Origin of the sequence: Frateuria sp. GZRe14 (genome assembly GCF_051900395.1) — a bacterium.
GTDB lineage: Bacteria > Pseudomonadota > Gammaproteobacteria > Xanthomonadales > Rhodanobacteraceae > Frateuria_A > Frateuria_A edaphi.
Genome location: NZ_JBHZGJ010000001.1, coordinates 35,172 through 56,470 on the forward strand (window position 1 = coordinate 35,172; position 21,299 = coordinate 56,470).

Sequence of the window (21,299 nt, forward strand, 5' to 3'; positions counted from 1 at the left end):
TGGGGCCACAGCTGCCGGCAAGCATGGTTTTCGAATGGGAGGATCTCCTGCCAACGCCCATGCGTTGCCTCCGGGCTTACTTCGTCACCACCTCACGATGCATGGGCGCCAGCGTGGCCAGCAGCTTGTTCTGGGCGCGGAACGGAATGCCGTGCTTGTCCATCGCCTTCTGCAGGTCTTCCACCAGCGCGTTGAACTGGCTCCGATGGATGTCCAGCCCGCGGTGGATCCGCTCCATGTTCTTGCCGGTGTAGGTGCACGGCCCATCGAGGATCACGCAGAACTGGTCGACCAGTTCGGCTTTGACGTGCTCGCGGTCGACCGGCTCGAAGAACGGCCGCGTGCGTGGGTCGGCCATCAGGTTGGCCATGAAGTCGTCCATCAGCGCGACCAGGCCGGCCTTGCCGCCGAACTGGTCGAACACCGGCTTGAGCGCCGGGTCGCGCGGGGCCGGATCGGCCACCGGGTGGGAGACCGGCATGGCGCTCTGCGCCTGGGCCGCCCCGGCGGCGAGGACGGCGGCAAGGAACAACGGAAGAAGTGTCTGCTTGAGCATGGGGCTGTTCCTTGTCAGAAGCCGAGCTGGACGGAGGCGTAGAGGCCGCGCTGACGATCCCCGGTCACGATGTGGCCGAGGTCGGCATAGGCCAACGTGAGCGACACGTGCTTGGTCGGCGCCCAGGCGACGAAGGCGTCGTACCAGTCGTCTTCCTTGGCGATGCCGAGGTTGTCCGGCTTCCTGCGGTATTCGGCGCCGATCGCCCACTGCCGACTGAGCAGGTAGGCCGCCGAGGTTTCCAGCTCGGCCTGGTACCCGTCGTGCCTGTCGCCGCCGAAACCCAGGATGCCGATCTGATTGGCCTTGGTGAAACGCACCGTGGCGTTCACCAGCAGGCTCTGCGCCAGGAACAGCTTGGTCGCATCGATGTAGTAGTCGGTGCCCTGCGAGCGCGTGGCGCCGACGAACTTCACGATCGCGTCCTGGTTGTTCTTCTTGTGCTGCGCGCCGACGGAGACCTGCGGCAGCCAGCTGTCCTGCTCCAGCACTGCGTCGCCGAACAGGCGCACTTTCACGCCCACCACGTTCTGCCTGAAAGTGAAGCCGCGGCCAAGGCCGAGCGCCGCGCCGACTTCCTCGGTATCGAAGCGCTGCTGTGCGTAGGAAAGCTCGACGCGGTTGTACAGGCCGACCATCACGCCGGCGTCGTCCAGGTGGTAGTCGGGCAGGGTCACCCGCGTGTAGAAGGCATTCGCGCCGATCTGGTCGCGCGTGCCATAGCCGCCGATCACCGCCCACGGCGTCAGGCCACCGCCGGCGGCGCCCTCGACCTGGCTCACGCCACCGGTAAGCAACAGCTTGCCGCTGCTGCCGGCATCGTCCGCCATCGCCAGGCCCGGTGCGGCCGCCGCGACGAGAAGTGCGCCGAGCAGGCGGGCGCGGCTCCCACGTTGGTATTGCATGGTGTCTCCCCGTCCGTGGCACGCGAGCGCGCCGTCGGAGGAATTACGGACGCGTCCCACGATCGGATGCAGCGGTGTCGATCGCCGGGCACGCCGGCGTGCGACGGCGACGACGGTTCGGCCACCCGGCCGGGCGTACGGTCGGTCCTGCGCGATCCGGGGAGGACACGGCCATGACCCAACTCATCGTCTGTTGCGACGGCACCTGGAACACCCTCGAACACACCGACCAGGGCCTGCCCGCGCCCACCAACGTGGCCAAGCTCTACAACGCCGCGGTGAAGGACGACCAACAGCTGGCCTACTACCACCCTGGCGTGGGCACCAACGGCGGCTGGCTCGACCGCATGGTCGGCGGCGGCACCGGCGCCGGACTGGAGCGCAACATCATGAGCGCCTACCAGTGGCTGGCGGTGCGCTACCACGAGGGCGACCGCATTTTCCTGTTCGGCTTCAGCCGCGGCGCCTATACCGTGCGCAGCCTGGGCGGCCTGCTCGCCCATGGCGGCCTGCTGGACCTTTCCGACGCCACGCTCGCCCCGGCCGAGGTGTGGTCGCGCGTGGAGCAGGTGTTCGAGGCCTACCGTTCCGGCAAGCCGTTTGCCAACCCGGACGGATGGGCTTTCCACGGCGTACCGCCCGGGCAGCCCACGGCGGGCACCATCGGCGTGCACTTCATGGGCGTGTGGGACACCGTCGGCGCGCTGGGTATCCCGCTGGAGCTGTCGGTGCTGCGCTTCATTGGCGACCCGCGCCGCTACCAGTTCCACGACACGAAAATCAGCCTGATGATCGCCAACGCCCGCCATGCGGTGGCGATGGACGAGCGCCGCGCGGATTTCATGCCGACGCTGTGGACCCATATTCGCCGCCCCGACCGGGTGCACCAGGTGTGGTTCCCCGGCGTGCACGGCGACGTCGGCGGCGGCTACGCGCAGGCCGGGCTGCCCGACGTCGCGCTGGCGTGGATGCTCGACGAGGCGGCAGGCTGCGGCCTGCGGCTGCGGGACAACACGCGCGCGCAGCTGCGGCCCGATCCGCAGGGCGTGCTGCACGATTCGCGGCAGGGGATGTTCAAGCTCGGCCGCAACCAGCCGCGGGCGGTGGCGCAGATGGACAGGACCAGTGTGCTGGCCGGCCTCCTGCACCCGAGCGCCCTCGCGCGACAGGCCGACCCACCCCTTGCGCAGGGCGACTACTGGCCTACCCGCACGCTCGCCGCGGGCACGCGCGTGAGCATGGACGTGTTCGCCTCCACCCACTGGAACGCCACCGGGCTGTATCTGGAGGCCGGTGTCACCTACCGCTTCGGCGCCTCCGGCGAATGGCTCGATGCAAGCGCGAAGTTTTCCCCCGCCGGCGGCGAAGTGGATGGCCACCATGCCTCCGACATCGCGCGCCTGGCGGCCTCCGCCCTCGGCTCGATGGAGCACGTCTTCAACATGGCCAGCCACGGCGACAGCGACTTCTGGTTCACCCGCCGCGTGGAGTCGGCGCCCTGGTGCGCACTGATCGGCTTCGTCGCCAATGGCGAAGGCGACGACCGCGGCGAGACCTTCGTCATCGGCGAGGGCTGCCGCTTCACCCCGACCGCCAGCGGCTACCTCTACGCCTACGCCAACGACGCCTGGCAGGCCTACGCCAACAACCACGGCAGCGTGGCGCTGGCGATCGAGCGACCCTGACCTCTTCGCGGAGCCTGCAAAAAAAAGACGGGCGCCGAAGCGCCCGTCCCGCCGAACCATCTCGCCACGCTCAGATCGCGTAATACATCTGGAATTCCAGCGGATGCGTGCTGGCGCGGTAGGCGGTGACTTCCTTCATCTTCACCTCGATGTAGGCATCGATGAAGTCGTCGGTGAACACGCCGCCGGCCTTGAGGAACTCGCGGTCCTTGTCCAGCGCGGCGAGCGCCTCGTCCAGGCTGGCGCAGACCTGCGGGATGTTCTTCTCCTCTTCCGGCGGCAGGTCGTAGAGGTCCTTGTCGGCCGGCGCGCCCGGGTCGATCTTGTTGATGATGCCGTCGAGGCCGGCCATCATCAGCGCGGTGAATACCAGGTAGCCGGAGTTCATCGGATCGGGGAAGCGCACCTCGATGCGGCGGCCCTTCGGGCTGGACACGTACGGGATGCGGCAGCTCGCCGAGCGGTTGCGCGCCGAATAGGCCAGCATCACCGGCGCCTCGAAGCCCGGCACCAGGCGCTTGTAACTGTTGGTGGTGGAGTTGGCGAAGGCGTTGATCGCCTTGGCATGCTTGAAGATGCCGCCGATGTACCACAGCGCCATCTGCGACAGGCCGCCATAGAGCTCGCCGGCGAACAGGTTCTGCCCGTCCTTGGCCAGTGACTGGTGCACGTGCATGCCCGAGCCGTTGTCGCCGACGATCGGCTTGGGCATGAAGGTGACGGTCTTGCCGTTCTGGTGCGCCACGTTCTTGATGACGTACTTCATCGTCATCAGCTCGTCGGCCTTCTTCACCAGCGTGTTGAACTTGACGCCGATCTCGCACTGGCCCGCGTTGGCCACTTCATGGTGATGCACCTCGACCACCTGGCCGAGCGACTCGAGCACCTTGCACATGTCCGCGCGCAGATCGCCCAGCGAATCGACCGGCGACACGGGGAAGTAGCCGCCCTTCACGCCCGGGCGGTGGCCGGTGTTCTGGCCGTCGTACTTGTAGCGCGAGGACCACGCCGCCTCTTCGGAGCCGATCTCGTAGAACACGCGGCCCATGTCGTTCTGCCAGCGCACCGAGTCGAAGATGAAGAATTCCGGTTCGGGGCCGAAGAACGCGGTGTCGGCGATGCCGGTGGACTTCAGGAACGCCTCGCCGCGCTTGGCGATCGAGCGCGGATCGCGGCCGTAGGCCTGCATGGTCGAGGGCTCGAGCACGTCGCAGTGCAGGATCAGCTGCGTGTGCGCGGAGAACGGATCCAGGTGCGCGGTGTCCGGATCGGGCAACAGCACCATGTCCGACTCGTTGATGCCCTTCCAGCCCGGGATCGAGGAGCCGTCGAACATCTTGCCGTCCTCGAAGGTCGACTCGTCGATGGCGTGCGCCGGGAAGGTGACGTGGTGGTGCTTGCCGAGCATGTCGGCGAAGCGCAGGTCGACGAACTCGACGTCGTGTTCGGCGATCAGGTCGAGCACTTTCTGGGCGGTCATGGGCGAGCCTCGGAGCGGGAAAGGATGCGGGCGTTACTGCAATGCCCGTGCCAGCCGGACGCCCTGCGGGAGCGCACTATGTGCACCACCACCATGGCGCTTCGGAGCGGGATCGCGCTCGCGCACAAGGTGCACTCCCACGGGCATGTTGCACCTCTTTGGCACGACTTATTGCACCATGATGAGTCAATTCGGCCTCACGCCGCCGTGCCCGCTTCCCCGTAAGCTATGCCGCTTTACCGTTCGCCGGAGAGCCCTTAGTGAGCGACCTGATCCGCGTCATCCTGCTCGGCATCATCGAGGGCATCACCGAGTTCCTGCCGATCTCCTCGACCGGGCACCTGCTGATCGCCGAGCAACTGGGCCTGGGCCAGCGCTCGGACCTGTTCAACATCGGCATCCAGGCCGGCGCGATCCTGGCGGTGACGCTGATCTACTGGAAGCGCCTGTGGCAATTGCTGACGCAGTGGCGCGACCCGGCCAACCGCGATTACCTGGCCAAGCTCACGGTGGCGTTCCTGATCACCGCGGTGCTGGGCTTCATCGCGGTCAAGCTCGGCTTCACCCTGCCCGACACGGTCACGCCGATCGCCTGGGCACTGGTCATCGGCGGCTTCTGGATGCTGGGCGCCGAAGCGGTCGCCGCGCGCAAGCCGGACCGGCGCGAGGTGACGTGGACGGTCGCGGTGCTGGTCGGCATCGCGCAGATGCTCGCCGGCATCTTCCCCGGCACCTCGCGCTCGGCCGCCACCATTTTCGCCGCGCTGCTGGCCGGCACCAGCAACCGCGCCGCGGCCACCGAGTTCGCCTTCCTGGTCGGCATCCCGACGATGTATGCGGCGACCGGCTACGAACTGCTCAAGGTCGTGAAGAACGGCGGCGCGGCGCACGAGGACTGGAGCGCGCTGATCGTCGGCTTCGTGGTATCCGCGATCGTCGCCTTCGCCGCGGTGAAGTGGTTGCTCGGCTACATCCGCACGCACCGCTTCACCCCGTTCGCGATCTATCGCATCGCGCTTGGCGTGGCGCTGCTGCTGTGGTTGCCCTCGGGCGGCTGAAGCCTCCCGCCGGCCCGGTCAACCCGGCGGGCCAGCGACCCATTGGACCGGACTGTCCAGCGCGATGGCCTGCCCGGAGAGATCAGGTGTTTCGCGGGCGTCTGCGGCAGGGTCTTTCGGCCGGTTGGCCTCGGCCTCGGCGACGCCCGGCGGATTCCGCGTCCTGAAGGTGACCGGGATCTGCATGCGAGTGGCGACGGGTTTGCCGTCGACAAGCTCGGGCAGCGCGCGGCTGTGGCGTATCGCCTCTTGCACCGCCAGCGCGAACTGTTTTCGTGCGAGCGGACTGCTGAACTCGGAGTCGACCAGCTTGATGTCGGTCAGGCTCCCGTCCGGTTGCACCGTGGCCGCCATCGTCAGTCGCCCGTCGCCCTGCTCCATCGGCCATCGGGGCGCCCGAAGCGCAAGTGCCGGGCCATTCTTGACGTAGCGCACGGCCACGCCGTAATTGCCGTCCGGACGCTTGACCAAGACCAGGTCGACCCAGGCATAGGTACGGGCCGTGACCGCATGGCCCGCCCGCACGGGCGGCTTGAAGCGCCAGTGCTTGATCGCCTCCTGGGCGGGCGCGTTCAGTACGGCCGGAATCTCCCCGGGCAACTCGACCCGGGCCACCTGTCCGGCCGTATCGACGTCCAATCCGGCCTGCAGGTGATACGTCTGCACCACCTGTCCATCGACCGCGCGTGCCGTCCCTGCGGACAGCATGAGTGCGGCCCACAGCACGGCTCCGCTTGCCAGCCCAATCCTCATCCCTGCACCCTCCCCGGCACATGCACGCGACGGCAGCCTACACCGGCGAAGGCGGGGCGCGGGAAGTGGCCGTGTCACGACGGGCCTTCCGCACTGGCCCCCACGCTCCGCGCACGCCCGGTGTGCCTAGGATGATCGCGCGCGCTGGCCAGTCCGGCCCGGCCGCATAGGACGGCGTCCCGATGGCGGCAGAGAAACCACCAAGCCTGCTCTGGTCGCGAATCATGCTGGCGGCGGGTTTCGTCTTGCTGACCTCGCTGCTGGCCGGTGCCTACGTGCTGGCGGCGGCGCGCGAGGAAGGCATGGAGCAGCAACAGCACATCCAGGCGGTGCGTGCGTCGCTGCGGCGCACGATGTTGACGATCCAGGGTGCCGAAACGGGCCAGCGCGGTTACCTGCTGACCGGCGAAAAAGCGTATCTCGCGCCGTACACCCGCGCCCGCAGCAACCTGGCGGCATTGCTGCGGACGCTCGATCGCGAGGTGGAGGATCCGCAGCTGCGCCGGAACCTCCCCGAGTTGCGTGCGTTGATCTCGGGCAAGCAGACCGAGCTGGCGCAGACGCTGTCCTACTACGACCGTGGCGACCACGCGACGGCGGCGAGACTGGTCCGGTCCAATCTGGGCATGCGGCTGATGGAGCGTATCCGCGCGCTGGTGTCCGCGATGCTGGCCGATTGCGATCGCAACATCGCCGCCGAGCAACGCAAGGAACGCGTGTTATCGCGCTGGGTGCTGACCGGCGCCTCGGCGTCCGCGCTGGCGATCCTGGGGCTGGCGGTGCTGACCCTGCGCGAGATGTCCCGTCGTCACCGCATCATGATGCGCACGCGCGACGAACTGCTGGCCTCGAGCGAGGCGCTGCGGCGAAGTACCGAGCGCCAGGCGATGCTGGAAGAGGCGGTGCGCCAGTCGCGCAAGATGGAGGCGCTGGGCGCGCTGACCGGCGGCATGGCGCATGACTTCAACAACATGCTCGCGGTGGTGATGGGCAACCTGGAGCTGCTCAAGGCGCGCCTGGCCCGCGGCAACCACGATGTCGGCCGCTACGTCGGCTATGCGCTGGAGGCGACGCGCCGTGCCGGCGAACTGACCCAGCGCCTGCTGGCCTTTGCCCGCAAGCAGCCGCTGCACGCGGTGCTGGTGGCGCCGGACGAGGTGGTGGCCAGCACCATCGAGATCATCCGCCGCACGCTCGGCGGCATCTACAGCATCGAGCTGGAACAGGCGCCCGACCTCTGGAAGGCGCGGGTCGACGTCAACCAGCTGGAAAGCACGCTGATCAACCTGGCGGTCAACGCGCGCGATGCCATGCCCGAAGGCGGCCGGCTGACGGTACAGACAGCCAACGTTTTCCTCGACGAGGACTACGCAAGCGGCCACGCCGAGGTGACCAGCGGCGCCTACGTGATGATCGCGATGACCGATACCGGGCAAGGCATGACGGCCGAGGTCCGGCGCAAGGCATTCGAGCCGTTCTTCACTACCAAGGCGGCGGGCAAGGGCACCGGCCTGGGACTCAGCCAGGTGTACGGCTTCATCAAGCAGTCCGGCGGCCACGTGGACATCGAGAGCGAGGTTGGCAAGGGCACCACGGTCCGCATCTATCTGCCGCGTGCCGACGGCGAGCCCGCCGCGGTCGACGCCGTCCGTCCCGACCGCACGCGGCACGGTGTGCCGCGTGGCGACGGGACCACGCTGATCCTGCTGGTCGATGACGATGTCGGGGTGCGCGTGTTTGCGGCCGAGGCGCTGACCGAACTGGGGTACCGCGTTCTGACCGCATCCGGTGGCCACGATGGGCTGGCCGTGCTCGATGCGCATCCGCAGATCGACCTGTTGCTGACCGACGTGGAGATGGCGCAGATCACCGGGTGGGAGCTGGCCGACATCGCCCGGCAGTTGCGGCCGGGGCTGAAGGTCCTGCTGATGACCGGCTTCACGCGGGAGGCGACCGAGCGTGTCGGCGAACGCATCCCCGGCGCCGGCCTGCTGCGTAAACCCTTTACGCTGGAGGAGCTGGCCCACCGCGTGCACGCCTTGCTGTCGGAAGGCCCAAGCCTGCCGCCAGCCACCGGGCCGGCTCCGTGACGGCTGCCGTCAGGCGGCGGCCGCGGGCAAGCTCCGCTTGGCCGTCCCGGCCGGCACCGGTGCCTGAAACTGCGGCTCGTTGGTCCGCTCGAACAGTTCGCGCACCCATTCGATGAACGCCTGCACGCGCGCGGACAGGTGCTTCTTCTGCGGATAGACGATCCACACCGGCTTGCCGGTGGAGCGGGTATCGGTCATCACCAGTTGCAGCTTTCCCCAGTCGAGCATGCAGGCGACCATCATGTGCGGGGCCTGGGTGATCCCCAAGCCCGCCGCCACCGCCTGGATCACCGACTCGGCGTCGTTGATCAGCAGGTGGCCCTCGACGTCCACCGCGACCGGGCCATTGGCGCCGTCGAACATCCACTGCCGCGGGCGGCCGTTGGGGTAGACGTAGTTGATGCAGCGGTGTTGCTTGAGGTCGTCGATGGACTGCGGTGCGCCATAGCGCGCCAGGTACGCCGGCGAGGCGCAGACCACGTTGCGCAGGTAACCGATCTTGCGCGCGATCAGGCTGGAGTCTTCCAGCTCGCCCACGCGGATGGCGCAGTCGATGCCTTCACCATTCATGTCCGCCGGCAGGTCGCTCATCGACAGCTCCAGCCGGATGTCCGGATAGCGCTGCTCGAACTCGGCCAGGCGCGGAATCAGCGCGGCGCGCCCCACCGCCAGCGACACCGCCACGCGCAACTTCCCGACCGGTTTGCGGTTGGCGTAGCCCAGCGCTTCGGTAGCCTCGGCCAGGTCGGCCAGAATGTCCTTGCAGCGCGCGTGGAATACGGCGCCGTCGTCGGTCAGGCGCAAGGACCGGGTCGAGCGGAACAGCAGGCGCGCGCCCAGGCGCTCCTCCAGCCGGGACACGGCACGGCTGACGCCCGAGGGTGTCATGCCCAGTTGCGCGGCGGCAGCGGCGAAGCTCTTGGCCTCGACCACGCGGACGAAGGCTGAAATTGCTGCGAAGTCTTCCATCGAGCCTACTCCAGGGTGATTCGTGACTCGGTGTCACTATTGCATTGCACCAAGCCCGGGTTTTCTATACCGGTAAGTGTACCTATTCTCCCGGGCCTTCGCCGGTTCTGTACCGACCGGTGCACTAATTTAGACCCGGGAGCGCAGTATGAAAAAGCGATGGATCCTCTTGAGCCTGGCCGTGGCAGTAGCGGCCGGCAGCTGGGCGGTGCTCGGCAGCCACGGCGAGAGCCACGCGCAGGAAGCCGGCACACCGCCGCCGCCCGCGGTCACCGTGGCGCAGACGCTGGTGCGTCCGGTCAGCGATACCGATGCCTTCACCGGTCGCCTGCAGGCCGTGGACACCGTCGAGGTGCATCCGCGCGTGAGCGGCTACGTCACTGCCGTGCATTTCACCGAAGGCGCGCGCGTGCGCAAGGGTGAGCTCTTGTTCACCATCGATCCGCGGCCGTACCAGGCCGAGGTCGACCGGCTGGCCGCCACGCTCGACCAGGCCCGCGCCGAGCAGAAGCTGGCCGCCTCCAACGCCGAGCGCGCGACGAAGCTGCTGGCGCAGCATGCGATTTCCACGCAGGAGGCCGACCGCCTGGCCACCGCCGCGGCCAGCGCCAAGGCACAGGCATCGGCCACCGGCGCGGCGCTGGAAGCGGCCCGGCTGGATCGCGGCTTCACCGAGGTACGCGCGCCGATCGACGGTCGCGTCAGCAACGCGCGTATTACCGCCGGCAACCTGGTGACGCCCGCCGACGTGCTGACCAGCGTGGTGAGCGTCGACCCGGTCTATGCCTACTTCACCATCGACGAGCACGCCTATCTCAAGCTCGACCAGCTGCGCCGCGATCGCGGCGTCGCGCCCCAAGTGGCGATGGGGCTGGTGGATGAAGAGGGCTACCCGCACGCCGGACGCATCGACTTCGTCGACAACCAGCTCGACGCCACCAGCGGCACCATGCGCCTGCGCGCGGTGTTCGACAACGACGATGGCCGCTACACGCCGGGCCTCTACGTGCGCCTTGAACTGCGCACGCCCAGCCGCCAGCCGCGCGCGCTGATCGACGAGCGCGCCGTCGGCACGGACCTGGGCAACAAGTTCGTCTACGTGCTGGAACCCGACCACAAGGTGGCCTACCGCAAGGTCACGCTGGGACCGCTGGCCGACGGCTTGCGCGTGGTCACGCAGGGCCTCACCGCCAAGGACGTGGTCGTGGTCAACGGGCTTCAGCACGTCCGGCCCGGCATGGAAGTCAGCCCCACGCTGGTGGCGATGGAGAGCCGCAGCCTGGACGCCGGCAGCCAGTTGGCTGGCGCCGGCGGCAGCAACGGCAAGGTCGCTTCGCGCAACTGAAAGCACCCCCTGTAGGAGCGCCCTTGGGCGCGACCGAAATGGTGGTCGCGCCAAAAACGCTCCTACAACGATAGATCCAGGAAACCAGATGAAACTCGCCCAATATTTCGTGGAGCGTCCGATCCTTGCCGGCGTACTGTCGGTGCTGATCGTGATCGCCGGCGCGATCTCGCTGTTCAAGCTGCCGATCGGCGAATACCCCGAAGTGGTGCCGCCGACGGTCGTCGTGCGCGCGACCTATCCCGGCGCCAACCCCAAGGTCATCGCCGCCACCGTCGCCACGCCGCTGGAAGAACAGATCAACGGCGTCGAAGGCATGCTTTACACCTCCTCGCAGGCCACCAGCGACGGCGCGATGACGCTGACGGTGACCTTCGCGCTCGGCACGGACCTGGACAACGCCCAGGTGCAGGTGCAGAACCGCGTGGCGCAGGCGCTGCCCCGGTTGCCCGAGGAAGTGCAGCGGCTCGGCGTGACCACGCAGAAGAGCTCGCCGGACCTGACCATGGTCGTGCACCTGATCTCGCCCGACCAGCGCTACGACATGCTGTACCTGTCCAACTACGCGCGGCTGCACATCAAGGACCAGCTCGCGCGCCTCGATGGCGTGGGCGACGTGCAACTGTTCGGTGCCGGCGAGTACTCGATGCGCGTGTGGCTCGACCCGGAGCGCCTGGCGATGCGCGGGCTGACCACCGGCGACGTGGTCAACGCGATCCGCGAGCAGAACGTGGACGTAGCCGCCGGCTCGCTCAATGCGCCGCCGGCGCCCAACGGGGCGGCCTTCCAGCTCAACATCAACACCCGCGGCCGACTGGTCACCGAGGACGACTTCGCCAACATCGTGCTGCGCACGACGAAGGACGGCGCGGTCACGCACCTGCGTGACGTGGCCCGCGTCGAGCTGGGCTCGAACAACTACGCGCTGCGCAGCCTGCTCGACAACAAGCCGGCGGTTGCGCTGCCGATCTTCGCCCGTCCCGGCTCCAACGCGATCCAGATCTCCGACGAAGTGCGCGCCACCATGGCGCAGCTGAAGGCCGAGTTCCCGCAGGGCGTCGACTACAAGATCGTCTACGACCCGACCGTGTTCGTGCGCGGCTCGATTGAGGCGGTGGTGCACACGTTGTTCGAGGCGATCCTGCTGGTCGTGCTGGTGGTGATCCTGTTCCTGCAGACCTGGCGCGCGTCGATCATCCCGCTGGTGGCGGTGCCGGTATCGCTGGTGGGCACCTTCGCGGTGATGTACCTGGCCGGCTTCTCGCTCAACGCCTTGAGCCTGTTCGGCCTGGTGCTGGCGATCGGCATCGTGGTCGATGACGCGATCGTGGTGGTGGAGAACGTCGAGCGGCACATCGAACACGGACTGAAACCGAAGGAAGCCACGCGCCGCGCGATGACCGAGGTGACCGGGCCGATCGTGGCCACCGCCCTGGTGCTGTGCGCGGTGTTCATCCCGGCGGCGTTCATCAGCGGCCTGACGGGCGAGTTCTATCGCCAGTTCGCGCTGACCATCGCCATCTCCACCGTGATCTCGGCATTCAACTCGCTGACCCTGAGCCCGGCGCTGTCCGCGCTGCTGCTGAAGGAGCGCGGCGCGCCGAAGGATCGCTTCAGCGTCCTGCTCGAGCGTGGTTTCGGCTGGCTGTTCCGGCCGTTCAACCGGATGTTCGTCAGCGGCGCGAACCGCTACGTCGGCGGCGTGCGTCGCGTGCTCGGCAAGGGCGCGCCGGCGCTGGTGATCTACGGCGCGCTGGTGGCGCTGGGCGTGTTCGGCTTCATCCACGTGCCGGCCGGCTTCGTGCCCTCGCAGGACAAGCAGTACCTAGTGTCGTTCGCGCAGTTGCCGGATGCCGCCTCGCTCGACCGCAGCGAGGACGTGATCCGCCGCATGAGCGAGATCGCGCTCAAAACACCGGGCGTGGAAAGCGCCGTGGCGTTCCCGGGCCTTTCGATCAACGGCTTCACCAACTCGCCCAACAGCGGCATCGTGTTCGTGACGCTGAAGCCGTTCGAGGAGCGCACCGATCCGGCGCTGTCGGCCGGGGCCATTGCCGGTGCGTTGAACCAGAAGTACGCGTCGATCCAGGACGCCTACATCGCGGTGTTCCCGCCACCGCCGGTGATGGGCCTGGGCACGATCGGCGGCTTCCGCATCCAGATCGAGGACCGCTCCGACCAGGGCTTCGAGGAACTGTTCAAGCAGACCCAGAACCTGATCGCGCAGAGCCAGAAGACGCCGGCGCTGGCCGGGCTGTTCTCCAGCTACCAGGTGAGCGTGCCGCAGATCGACGCCGAGGTGGATCGCGAGAAGGCCAAGGCCGAGGGCGTCAACCTGGCCGACGTCTACCAGACGATGCAGGCCTACATGGGTTCGCTCTACGTCAACGACTTCAACCGCTTCGGGCGCACTTACCAGGTCAACGTCTCGGCCGAGCCGGGCTTCCGCCGCGAGCCGGAGGACATCCTTCGCCTGAAGACGCGCAATGCCGCGGGCGAAGCGGTGCCGCTGGGTTCGTTCGTGCAGGTGCACCAGGGCGTGGGCCCGGACCGCGTGCAGCACTACAACGGCTACCCGACCGCCGAGATCAACGGCGGCCCGGCGCCCGGCTACAGCTCGGGCCAGGCCCAGGCGGCGATGGAGAAGCTGGCGAAGGACAACCTGCCCAACGGCATGAGCTTCGAATGGACCGAGCTCACCTACCAGCAGATCCTCGCCGGCAACACCGCCGTGCTGGTGTTCCCGCTGTGCGTGCTGCTGGTGTTCCTGGTGCTGGCCTCGCTGTACGAGAGCCTGACGTTGCCGCTGGCGGTGATCCTGATCGTGCCGATGGTGCTGTTGTCCGCGATCGCGGGCGTGTGGCTCTCGGGTGGCGACAACAACATCTTTACCCAGATCGGTTTGATCGTGCTGGTGGGCCTGGCCTGCAAGAACGCCATCCTGATCGTGGAATTCGCCCGCGAGGCGCAGATCCATGAAGGGCTCGATCGTCGCACCGCAGTGCTGGAAGCGGCGCGGCTGCGACTGCGTCCGATCCTGATGACGAGCTTCGCCTTCATCATGGGCGTGGTGCCGCTGGTCACCTCGCACGGCGCCGGTGCGGAGATGCGCCACGCGATGGGCGTGGCGGTGTTCTCCGGCATGCTCGGCGTGACCTTCTTCGGTCTGCTGTTCACCCCCCTGTTCTACGTGATCGTGCGCGGCTGGAGCGAGCGTGCGGCGGCGCGGCGTGCCGCGCGCCACGCGGCGCTGCCCGTCGCGATCGAGGAGCATTGAGATGTCTAACGTTACGACCAACCTGCGCCCTCTCCCCCATCCAGATATGGGGGAGAGGGCTGGGGTGAGGGGCCGCTCTGACCTCGGCCCTGCATCAGAGCTGGCTCTGATCAACTCCCCTGCGAGCCGCGCCCCCTCACCGCAACCCTCTCCCCGCAGGGGAGAGGGAGCAAAAACTGCGCTCCGCATCCTGGCTGTGGCCATGGCCGCACTGCTCGCCGGCTGCATCAACGTCGGCCCCGACTACCACCACCCGGTGGAGAAGCCGGTCGCGCTGCAGGGCGTGGACACCGCACGCCAGTCGACCGCCGACTTCCAGGCCGACTGGTGGAAGCAGTTCAACGACCCGACGCTCGACACCTTGATCACCCGCGCGGCAAAGAACGCGCCTGACCTGAAGGTCGCCCTGGCCCGCCTGAAGGAGGCACGCGCCCTGCTCGGCACCGCGCACTCCGAGCAGTGGCCCGACATCGAAACCGGCGCCAGCTACACGCGCAGCCGCGGCCAGACGCCAGGCTTCAGCGAACAGCGCACCACCACGACCGCCTACCAGGCCGGCTTCGACGCCAGCTGGGAGCTCGACCTGTTCGGCGGCGTGCGTCGCCAGGTGGAAGCCGCGCGTGCCGACAGCGAGGCCGCGGCCGCCTCGTTGCAGGATGCCCAGGTCACGCTGTTCGCCGAGGTCGCGCGCAACTACTTCGACCTGCGCGGCACCCAGTTGCGCATCGAGGTGGCCCAGCGCGACATCGCCAACCAGCGCGAGGCACTGGAGCTGATCGAAAGCCGCGCCGCGCTCGGCACCGGCTCGGAGCAGGACGTGGCCAGCGCCCGCGCGCGCCTGGCCGGCGTCGAGGCCACGCTGCCGGTGCTCACCACGCAGGCACAGGCCGACAGCTTCCGCCTTGCCGTGCTGCTGGGCGAACGACCCGGCGCACTGGACATCGACCTCTCGAGCGCGCACTTCACCCCGATCGACACCACCCTGCCGATCGGCAACGCCGACGACGTGTTCAAGCGCCGCCCGGACATCCGCATCGCCGAGCGTGACCTGGCCGCGGCCAACGCACGCATCGGCGTGGCCAAGGCGGACTGGTTCCCGCACATCCGGCTGGGCGGCTTCCTCGGTTTCCTGGCGGGACGCAGCAACGACTTCGGCAGCCCGGACACGCGCGCCTGGTCGCTTGCGCCCAGCATCAGCTGGTCGGGCCTGAACGTGCAGCGCGTGCGCTCGGGCGTGAAGGCGAGCGAAGCCCGCGCGGACGGTGCACTGGCCAACTACCAGCGCACCGTGCTGCGCGCGCTGGAGGACGTGGACAACGCGCTGGTCGGCTACAACCAGCAGCGTGTGCGCGTGCAACACCTCTTCGAGCAGGCCGACCAGAGCGAGCGTGCCGCGAAGCTGGCGAAGATCCGCTACGACGCCGGCGCCATCGACTACCTCGAACTGCTCGACGCGCAGCGCACGCAGCTTGCCGCCGAAGACCAGCTGGCCGAAGCCGAGGCCGGCATCAACCTGCGGGCCATCGCGCTGTACAAGGCGCTGGGCGGCGGTTGGCAGGCCTGCGCCGACGAACACTGCACGGCGCTCGCCGCCACGCCCTGACCCCAAGCGGAGGACCTCGCCATGCTTCCGCCGGATACCAGCGGTCGCATCGCGGCCTCGCGCCATCCGGAATTCGGTGCCGGCGAACAGAGAGCGGGCCATGCCGGCCGGCACGACCGTGCGGTGTCCGGCGGCGTCTAGTTGCCGCCGGGTCGGGCGTGCTGGGAGTAGAGCGCATGCCAGCGCCCGCCGACGTGGACGAAGATGTCCGCCGAGCGCACGCCGCGGTCCGGTCCGAGTTTCGGGTCGTAGAAGGAAAGGATCGCGGTGTCCCCCTGCAGCAGCACGCTTTGGGCCGAGGGGTGCGCCTTGATCCACGCCTCGACCTCGCGGCGCTTCCGGTCGGAGCCGCGGTTCTGTGCCGCGTGCGCGAGAATCGCCTGGCGCGGATGCACCACACCGTCCGCGCCGACCGAACGGTAGGCGGGCAGCAGCAGCGTTTCGAGGTAGGCCGTGTCGCCGTCCAGCTCGGCATTGAGCCAGTGCTGGTCGACCGCCTTCACCGCCGCGGCGGTGCGCGCGGTCTCATCGACCGGCGCGGCGCGCGCAACGCCTGCGAAGGCAAGGATGGCGATGGCAAGGGCGAGTGGGTGTCGCATGCGTCTTTTCCTCGGGGTCGGCGCGATTGCCGTCGAGGAAACCTGCGTCGGGCGCCGCGCCAAGCCACGGGATTTGTGACGAAGACGCCGGCGACGGTGACGGGCGGCATCCCTGCCGCGGTACGCGGCATGCCGGGCATCAGGCACGCCGGGCCGTGGCGCTTCTGGCACATCCGCCGGCGCGGCGGCTGCGTACACTGCGTGCGATGAGCCCCCTTCCGGCGACGCCCGAGGACACCCTCGAAATCCCACCGCCTGCGCGCCACGCGGGTCTGCTCGCGTTCGGGTTCTGGACGTTGCTGGCCTTGTCCTATGCGCTCAGCGGCGGCCTGTCCTCGATCAGCGAAGGCAACGACCCGGACTGGACGCGCGCGCTGGTCTGGAACGCCGCCAACTTCTATCCGTGGATGGCGCTGGTGCCGCTGGTCGGCTGGCTGGGCCGGCGCAGTGCGGGCCCCGGCTGGAACCGCTTCCTCGCGCTGCACATACCGGCCGGCCTGGCGATCGCGCTGGCGCAGACGCTGCTGCACCTTGTCGTGTTCTGGTACGCCTGCGGTCCAGGTCGCATGCCCGTCGCCACGCTGGCCGCCTTCGTGCGCATGCAGTTCGCCTATACCTATCACCTGGCGCTGCTCACCTACTGGGTGATGCTGGTGGTATTGCGCGGGCTCGAATCGCGCCGGCACCTGCGCGACGAACGCCTGCGCAACGCGCGGCTCGAAACCCAGCTCGCGCAGTCGCAGCTGCAGGCGCTGCGCATGCAGCTGCAGCCGCATTTCCTGTTCAACACCTTGAACGCGATTTCGGCGCTGGCGCTGGCCGAGCCGCTGCGCGCGCGGCTGATGATCGCGCGGCTCAGCGACTTCCTGCGCATGACGCTCGATCAGCGCCACGCGCAGCAGGTGCCGCTGGCGCGGGAGATGGAATTCCTGCGCTGCTACCTGGACATCCAGCAGGTGCGCTTCCAGGACCGCCTGTCGACCCGGCTGGACCTGGCCGAGGACACGCTGCGCGCGGCGGTGCCGAGCATGATCCTGCAGCCGCTGGTGGAAAACGCATTGCGCCACGGCCTGCTGGCCACGGCCCAGCCCGGCTGCCTGCACATCGCCAGCCGCCGCGACGGCGACCTGCTGCACCTGTGCGTGGATGACGACGGCCTGGGCCTGCCGCCGGACGGCCCGCTGGAAGGCGTCGGCCTGGGCAACACGCGGGCCCGGCTCCAGGTGCTGTTCGGTGCGGCGGCGAGCCTCCGGCTGAGCGGTCGCCGCGAGGGCGGCACGCGGGTCGAACTGCGTTTTCCCTTCCGCGAGCACGTCGCATGAGCACGATCCGTACCCTGCTGGTCGACGACGAGGTGCTCGCGCGGCTGGCCCTGCGCCAGGCGCTCGCCGCGCATCCGGATGTCGAGATCGTGGGCGAATGCGGCAACGCGGCCGACGCCATGCAGGCGTCCGCCGCGCTCGCGCCGGACCTGCTGTTCCTGGACATCCGCATGCCCGGCCTGGATGGCTTCCAGCTCCTGCAGGAGCTCAAGCCCGATGCATTGCCGATGGTGGTGTTCACCACCGCCTACGCCCAGCACGCGCTGCGCGCGTTCGACGCGAACGCGCTGGATTACGTGCTCAAGCCCATCGACCAGGCCCGCTTCGACCAGGCCATCGCGCGTGTTCGCCGGCACTGGCGCGGGCTGTCCGCACGGACCGCGCCGCCCGCGCCGCCGGCCGGCGCGACCCAGCGGATCAGCGTGCGCGTGGGCGAGCACATGCGTGTGATCGCGGTCGACACGATCGACTGGATCGAGGCCGACGGCAACTACGTGCACATCCACGTGGGCAAGCAGGCGTACCTGCATCGCGAGACCCTGGCGGGCCTGGTGGCCACGCTCGATCCGGCGTGCTTCCTGCGCATCCATCGCGGCACGCTGGTGAACGTCGAGCGCATCCGCGAGATCCATCCGCTGTTCCAGGGCAACGCCGAGGTGGTGCTGCACGATGGCACCCGGCTGGGCCTTAGCCGGCGCTTCCGCGCGCATGCGCGGGGCGCGCTGGGGATCGCCTGATCCAGTAGCCGCTCTTCCCCCCCGGGACAGGGGGTCGGAAGCGGTATCGCCCAAGCGCCTCGTTCACTGGAACCCTCGCCCGCCCTTCGTACCCCTTTTGCGGGGGAATTGGGCAAAGGCCTCGGGCAACCTGCCATTCGACCCCGCCCAACGACCGCTGGTCACAAACCAGCGGCGCGCCCGGCGCCGTCACGCCACGCTGGCGGTCGTCGCCGAACCGGACCGCCACATGACATCGCATCGCATCGCCCTGACCCTGGTGCTTGCCCTGGCCTGCACCACCACGACGGCCGCCGATCTGCTCGGCCCCGGCGTCATCTCCACGGGGCTGCAGGAAACCTCCGCGACGTTCTCGCCCGACGGCGACACGGTCTATTTCATGCGTTCGGACTTCGGCGAGAAGGACGACACCATCCTGGTCTCGCACCGCCGCGACGGCCAGTGGTCCGCGCCGCAGGTGGCGAGCTTCTCGGGGCAATGGCATGACTCCGAGCCGACCCTCTCGCCGGATGGCGAGCGTCTGTACTTCGTTTCCAACCGCCCGCCGAGCCCGGGTGCGCCTCCGGTGATGGCGGAGATGGGCGGCCACCGCTTCGCCGGCACCCACCTGTGGTACGTCGAGCGCCAGGCCGACGGCCGCTGGAGCGCGCCGGTGCACGTGGACGGCGCGCTCAACGACGGCGCGATGATCTACAACCCGTCGGTAGCCGCGAACGGCGACGTCTACTTCTCCGCGCACCGCGCCGACTCGGGCAAGGCCTACCAGGTGTATGTGGCGCGGCATACGGCCGATGGCCATGCGCCGCCGGAGCGTGTCGACCTGGGCGACGTCGCGCGCAACCGCATGGACCCGGCCATCGATCCGCAGCAACGCTTCATCCTGTTCGCCGGCGACGAGGGCGATGCGCTGGGCCGCGCCGACATCTACATCGCCTTCCGCCAGGCCGATGGCCGCTGGGGCAAGCCTGAGCACCTGGATGGCGAGGTCAACAGCGATGCCCTGGAAAACGCACCGTCGCTCGGCCGCCGGTTCGGCGAGCTGTACGTCTCGAGCAACCGGCAGCCCGCCGTCGACTTTCCGAAGTCGCGCGACGACGCCTCGTCGCTGGGCAAGCGCCTGTCCGGACCGCTCAACGGCTCGCGCAACCTGTGGCGCGTGGACATTTCCGGCGTGCTGCGCGCGCACGGCATCTCGCCCTGACCCGTGGAGATCCGCATGAGCCGACCCCGCTGCCTTCCCACCCTGCTGGCCCTGCTGTTCCTGCCCGCCTCCGGCGCTGCCGCCGCGCCGCCGGCCACTGCGCCGGCGCTGACCCTGGCGCTGCGCGCCGGCGCGACGTTCGGCAACGTCTTCTCGCGCACGATCGCGTTGCAGGCGACCGGCTTTGACGACGCGGTGCGGCGCGTCAGCGGGACCGCCACCTACACGGTGCTCGACGCTGCCGCCAACCCGCCGCGCCTGCACATCGACTATCTCTATGACGGCCGCCCCGCGGGCAGCGGCACGGTGATGCTGCCCGATGGCGGTGCCGGCAATTGCTTCGACGGCAAATGCATGCCCAACACCGATGCCAGCGGGCTGGCCTACAACCCGCTGCTTTGGGGCCACGCACCGGCGACGTTGCGGGTGGGCCAGCGCTGGACGGTGGACATCGGCGCGCCGTGGGAACTGGGGCCCGCCGGCCGGCAAACGGTCACCGTGGTGGCGTTCGATCCGGCCAGCCATACCGTGTCTCTGGAGCGCGAGGGCAGCGGCACGGGACCGTGGCTGGGCGACGCGCCGCAGGTCACGCTGACCCGCGGCGAGCGCTCGTATCCGCTGACGCGGCAGCCCGGTCGCGCGCACTGGCATGGCCTCGCCACCTTCCGCGACGGCATCGTGCTCAGCGACGAGCTGATGAGCGAGCGGGCGGTCGTTCTCACGTCGCCGCAGCTGGGGCGGATCGAAGGCGTGGAGCGCCAGTACATCCTGCTCAATGCCACGCCGCCGCGCGGGACGACGCACTGATGTACAGCGCCGGCATCCGCGCCGCCCTCTGCCTGACGGCCGGCCTGCTCGCCACCGCCGCCGTACGCCCCGTCGTGCCGGCGCCCGCGACGCTGCAGCCCGTGACGCTGGGCGGAATCCTTCATGCCGACAGCGACGACACACTGGCCTTCACACCCGATGGGGCCACCGTCTTCTTCGACCGCAGCGAAGGCACGCACAAGACCATCATGGTGTCCCGCCGGGTGGACGGCCGGTGGGCCGCACCGCAGGTGGCGAGCTTCTCCGGCCACTGGTTCGACCAGGACCCGCTGGTGGCGCCGGACGGCAGCTACCTGCTGTTCAACTCGGATCGGCCGGTGCGGCCGGGCGGGAAGCCGCTGGTGCAGGACTATTTCGTCGGCGGCCGCGCACCCGGCTCCAACCTCTGGCGGGTCGATCGCAAGGGCGACGGCTGGGGCGAGCCGGTCTGGCTCGGACCGGTGATCAACGACGACGTCTTCATCGATTTTGCCAGCCTCGCCGCCGATGGCACGCTCTATTTCATGCGCTTCGACCCGAAGGCCAGGGTCATGCACACCTGGCGCTCGCGCCACCACGACGGCGGCTATCTGCCACCGGAGCGCGCCGGCCTCGGCGATCCGCAGGTATCGACGCACGATCCGGCGGTGGCGCCGGACCAGTCCTTCATCGTGTTCGACTACGGCAAGGTCAAGGGCGGGCTCGGGCGCCTGTGCATCGCCTTCCGCGAGGGCGACCACTGGAGCCGCCCGATCGACCTGGGCGACGCGATCAACCGGGACCTGCCCTGGGGCGCGCACCTCGCGCCCGATGGGCTCACCCTCTACGTCACGGGACGATCGGGCATCGCGCAACTCTCGCTGGCCCCGTGGCTGGACCGGCACAAGGCCGGGAAGCCCGATTGATGCCGCG

General features: G+C 68.8%; 17 protein-coding genes. 11 read left to right on the forward strand and 6 right to left on the reverse strand.

Annotated elements, in window-relative coordinates; translation table 11 throughout:
• Positions 1–76: 76 nt before the first annotated feature.
• The gene (locus ACFWZ1_RS00160) at positions 77–556 is read right to left on the reverse strand and encodes a group I truncated hemoglobin (protein ID WP_439665005.1); all 480 of its coding nucleotides are present in this window, start codon (positions 554–556) and stop codon (positions 77–79) included.
• Between the two features lie 14 nt (positions 557–570).
• Entirely contained in the window at positions 571–1,461 is an 891-nt protein-coding gene (locus ACFWZ1_RS00165) for a DUF3034 family protein (RefSeq protein ID WP_439665006.1), read from the reverse strand.
• A gap of 173 nt (positions 1,462–1,634) precedes the next feature.
• Here ACFWZ1_RS00165 and ACFWZ1_RS00170 point away from each other — a divergent pair, with 173 nt between their 5' ends.
• Positions 1,635–3,146: a DUF2235 domain-containing protein gene (locus tag ACFWZ1_RS00170; protein ID WP_439665007.1), complete on the forward strand. Its 1,512-nt coding sequence runs from the start codon at positions 1,635–1,637 to the stop codon at positions 3,144–3,146.
• 70 nt (positions 3,147–3,216) lie between these two features.
• Here the strand turns inward: ACFWZ1_RS00170 and glnA are convergent, their stop codons facing one another.
• Positions 3,217–4,626, reverse strand: a complete 1,410-nt coding sequence (glnA, locus tag ACFWZ1_RS00175) for a type I glutamate--ammonia ligase (protein WP_439665008.1) — start codon at positions 4,624–4,626, stop codon at positions 3,217–3,219.
• A 260-nt stretch (positions 4,627–4,886) separates the two neighbouring features.
• Between glnA and ACFWZ1_RS00180 the strand changes: the two genes are divergently transcribed.
• A complete protein-coding gene (locus tag ACFWZ1_RS00180) occupies positions 4,887–5,684 on the forward strand; it encodes an undecaprenyl-diphosphate phosphatase (protein WP_439665009.1) in 798 nt (265 codons plus the stop codon).
• Positions 5,685–5,702: 18 nt separating this feature from the next.
• On the opposite strand, the gene ACFWZ1_RS00185 is transcribed toward ACFWZ1_RS00180, so the two are convergent.
• Positions 5,703–6,410 (reverse strand): energy transducer TonB, encoded by a 708-nt coding sequence (locus ACFWZ1_RS00185; RefSeq protein WP_439665010.1) that lies wholly within the window; start codon positions 6,408–6,410, stop codon positions 5,703–5,705.
• A 209-nt stretch (positions 6,411–6,619) separates the two neighbouring features.
• Here ACFWZ1_RS00185 and ACFWZ1_RS00190 point away from each other — a divergent pair, with 209 nt between their 5' ends.
• Positions 6,620–8,527, forward strand: a complete 1,908-nt coding sequence (locus ACFWZ1_RS00190; protein ID WP_439665011.1) for a CHASE3 domain-containing protein — start codon at positions 6,620–6,622, stop codon at positions 8,525–8,527.
• Between the two features lie 9 nt (positions 8,528–8,536).
• On the opposite strand, the gene ACFWZ1_RS00195 is transcribed toward ACFWZ1_RS00190, so the two are convergent.
• Positions 8,537–9,496 carry a LysR family transcriptional regulator gene (locus tag ACFWZ1_RS00195; protein ID WP_231322488.1) on the reverse strand — a complete coding sequence of 320 codons (960 nt, stop codon included), beginning with the start codon at positions 9,494–9,496 and terminating at the stop codon, positions 8,537–8,539.
• 148 nt (positions 9,497–9,644) lie between these two features.
• Between ACFWZ1_RS00195 and ACFWZ1_RS00200 the strand changes: the two genes are divergently transcribed.
• From ACFWZ1_RS00200 to ACFWZ1_RS00210, 3 genes are all read left to right on the forward strand, one after another.
• Positions 9,645–10,841, forward strand: a complete 1,197-nt coding sequence (locus ACFWZ1_RS00200; RefSeq protein ID WP_439665012.1) for an efflux RND transporter periplasmic adaptor subunit — start codon at positions 9,645–9,647, stop codon at positions 10,839–10,841.
• Positions 10,842–10,929: 88 nt separating this feature from the next.
• Complete coding sequence (locus ACFWZ1_RS00205; RefSeq protein ID WP_439665013.1) at positions 10,930–14,118, forward strand: efflux RND transporter permease subunit; 3,189 nt, start codon at positions 10,930–10,932, stop codon at positions 14,116–14,118.
• A 202-nt stretch (positions 14,119–14,320) separates the two neighbouring features.
• Complete coding sequence (locus tag ACFWZ1_RS00210) at positions 14,321–15,721, forward strand: efflux transporter outer membrane subunit (RefSeq protein WP_439665014.1); 1,401 nt, start codon at positions 14,321–14,323, stop codon at positions 15,719–15,721.
• Positions 15,722–15,858: 137 nt separating this feature from the next.
• On the opposite strand, the gene ACFWZ1_RS00215 is transcribed toward ACFWZ1_RS00210, so the two are convergent.
• The gene (locus ACFWZ1_RS00215) at positions 15,859–16,320 is read right to left on the reverse strand and encodes a nuclear transport factor 2 family protein (protein WP_439665015.1); all 462 of its coding nucleotides are present in this window, start codon (positions 16,318–16,320) and stop codon (positions 15,859–15,861) included.
• A gap of 206 nt (positions 16,321–16,526) precedes the next feature.
• Between ACFWZ1_RS00215 and ACFWZ1_RS00220 the strand changes: the two genes are divergently transcribed.
• The 5 genes from ACFWZ1_RS00220 (at position 16,527) to ACFWZ1_RS00240 (ending at position 21,292) form a co-directional block, all read left to right on the forward strand.
• The gene (locus ACFWZ1_RS00220; RefSeq protein ID WP_439665016.1) at positions 16,527–17,642 is read left to right on the forward strand and encodes a sensor histidine kinase; all 1,116 of its coding nucleotides are present in this window, start codon (positions 16,527–16,529) and stop codon (positions 17,640–17,642) included.
• Positions 17,639–18,379, forward strand: a complete 741-nt coding sequence (locus ACFWZ1_RS00225) for a LytR/AlgR family response regulator transcription factor (protein WP_439665017.1) — start codon at positions 17,639–17,641, stop codon at positions 18,377–18,379. The genes ACFWZ1_RS00220 and ACFWZ1_RS00225 overlap by 4 nt, the downstream gene beginning before the upstream one ends.
• Positions 18,380–18,608: 229 nt before the next feature.
• Positions 18,609–19,580 (forward strand): hypothetical protein, encoded by a 972-nt coding sequence (locus ACFWZ1_RS00230; RefSeq protein ID WP_439665018.1) that lies wholly within the window; start codon positions 18,609–18,611, stop codon positions 19,578–19,580.
• A gap of 15 nt (positions 19,581–19,595) precedes the next feature.
• Positions 19,596–20,387 carry a hypothetical protein gene (locus ACFWZ1_RS00235; protein WP_439665019.1) on the forward strand — a complete coding sequence of 264 codons (792 nt, stop codon included), beginning with the start codon at positions 19,596–19,598 and terminating at the stop codon, positions 20,385–20,387.
• On the forward strand, positions 20,387–21,292 hold the full coding sequence (locus ACFWZ1_RS00240) for a hypothetical protein (RefSeq protein ID WP_439665020.1): 906 nt from the start codon (positions 20,387–20,389) through the stop codon (positions 21,290–21,292). The genes ACFWZ1_RS00235 and ACFWZ1_RS00240 overlap by 1 nt, the downstream gene beginning before the upstream one ends.
• Positions 21,293–21,299: the final 7 nt, after the last annotated feature.

Coding starts and splice junctions, on each gene's coding strand:
- ACFWZ1_RS00160 (WP_439665005.1), bottom strand. CDS start 556: ATGCTCAAGCAGACACTTCTTCCGTTGTTCCTTGCCGCCGTCCTCGCC.
- ACFWZ1_RS00165 (WP_439665006.1), bottom strand. CDS start 1,461: ATGCAATACCAACGTGGGAGCCGCGCCCGCCTGCTCGGCGCACTTCTC.
- ACFWZ1_RS00170 (WP_439665007.1), top strand. CDS start 1,635: ATGACCCAACTCATCGTCTGTTGCGACGGCACCTGGAACACCCTCGAA.
- glnA (WP_439665008.1), bottom strand. CDS start 4,626: ATGACCGCCCAGAAAGTGCTCGACCTGATCGCCGAACACGACGTCGAG.
- ACFWZ1_RS00190 (WP_439665011.1), top strand. CDS start 6,620: ATGGCGGCAGAGAAACCACCAAGCCTGCTCTGGTCGCGAATCATGCTG.
- ACFWZ1_RS00195 (WP_231322488.1), bottom strand. CDS start 9,496: ATGGAAGACTTCGCAGCAATTTCAGCCTTCGTCCGCGTGGTCGAGGCC.
- ACFWZ1_RS00200 (WP_439665012.1), top strand. CDS start 9,645: ATGAAAAAGCGATGGATCCTCTTGAGCCTGGCCGTGGCAGTAGCGGCC.
- ACFWZ1_RS00205 (WP_439665013.1), top strand. CDS start 10,930: ATGAAACTCGCCCAATATTTCGTGGAGCGTCCGATCCTTGCCGGCGTA.
- ACFWZ1_RS00210 (WP_439665014.1), top strand. CDS start 14,321: ATGGCCGCACTGCTCGCCGGCTGCATCAACGTCGGCCCCGACTACCAC.
- ACFWZ1_RS00215 (WP_439665015.1), bottom strand. CDS start 16,320: ATGCGACACCCACTCGCCCTTGCCATCGCCATCCTTGCCTTCGCAGGC.
- ACFWZ1_RS00220 (WP_439665016.1), top strand. CDS start 16,527: ATGAGCCCCCTTCCGGCGACGCCCGAGGACACCCTCGAAATCCCACCG.
- ACFWZ1_RS00225 (WP_439665017.1), top strand. CDS start 17,639: ATGAGCACGATCCGTACCCTGCTGGTCGACGACGAGGTGCTCGCGCGG.
- ACFWZ1_RS00230 (WP_439665018.1), top strand. CDS start 18,609: ATGACATCGCATCGCATCGCCCTGACCCTGGTGCTTGCCCTGGCCTGC.
- ACFWZ1_RS00235 (WP_439665019.1), top strand. CDS start 19,596: ATGAGCCGACCCCGCTGCCTTCCCACCCTGCTGGCCCTGCTGTTCCTG.
- ACFWZ1_RS00240 (WP_439665020.1), top strand. CDS start 20,387: ATGTACAGCGCCGGCATCCGCGCCGCCCTCTGCCTGACGGCCGGCCTG.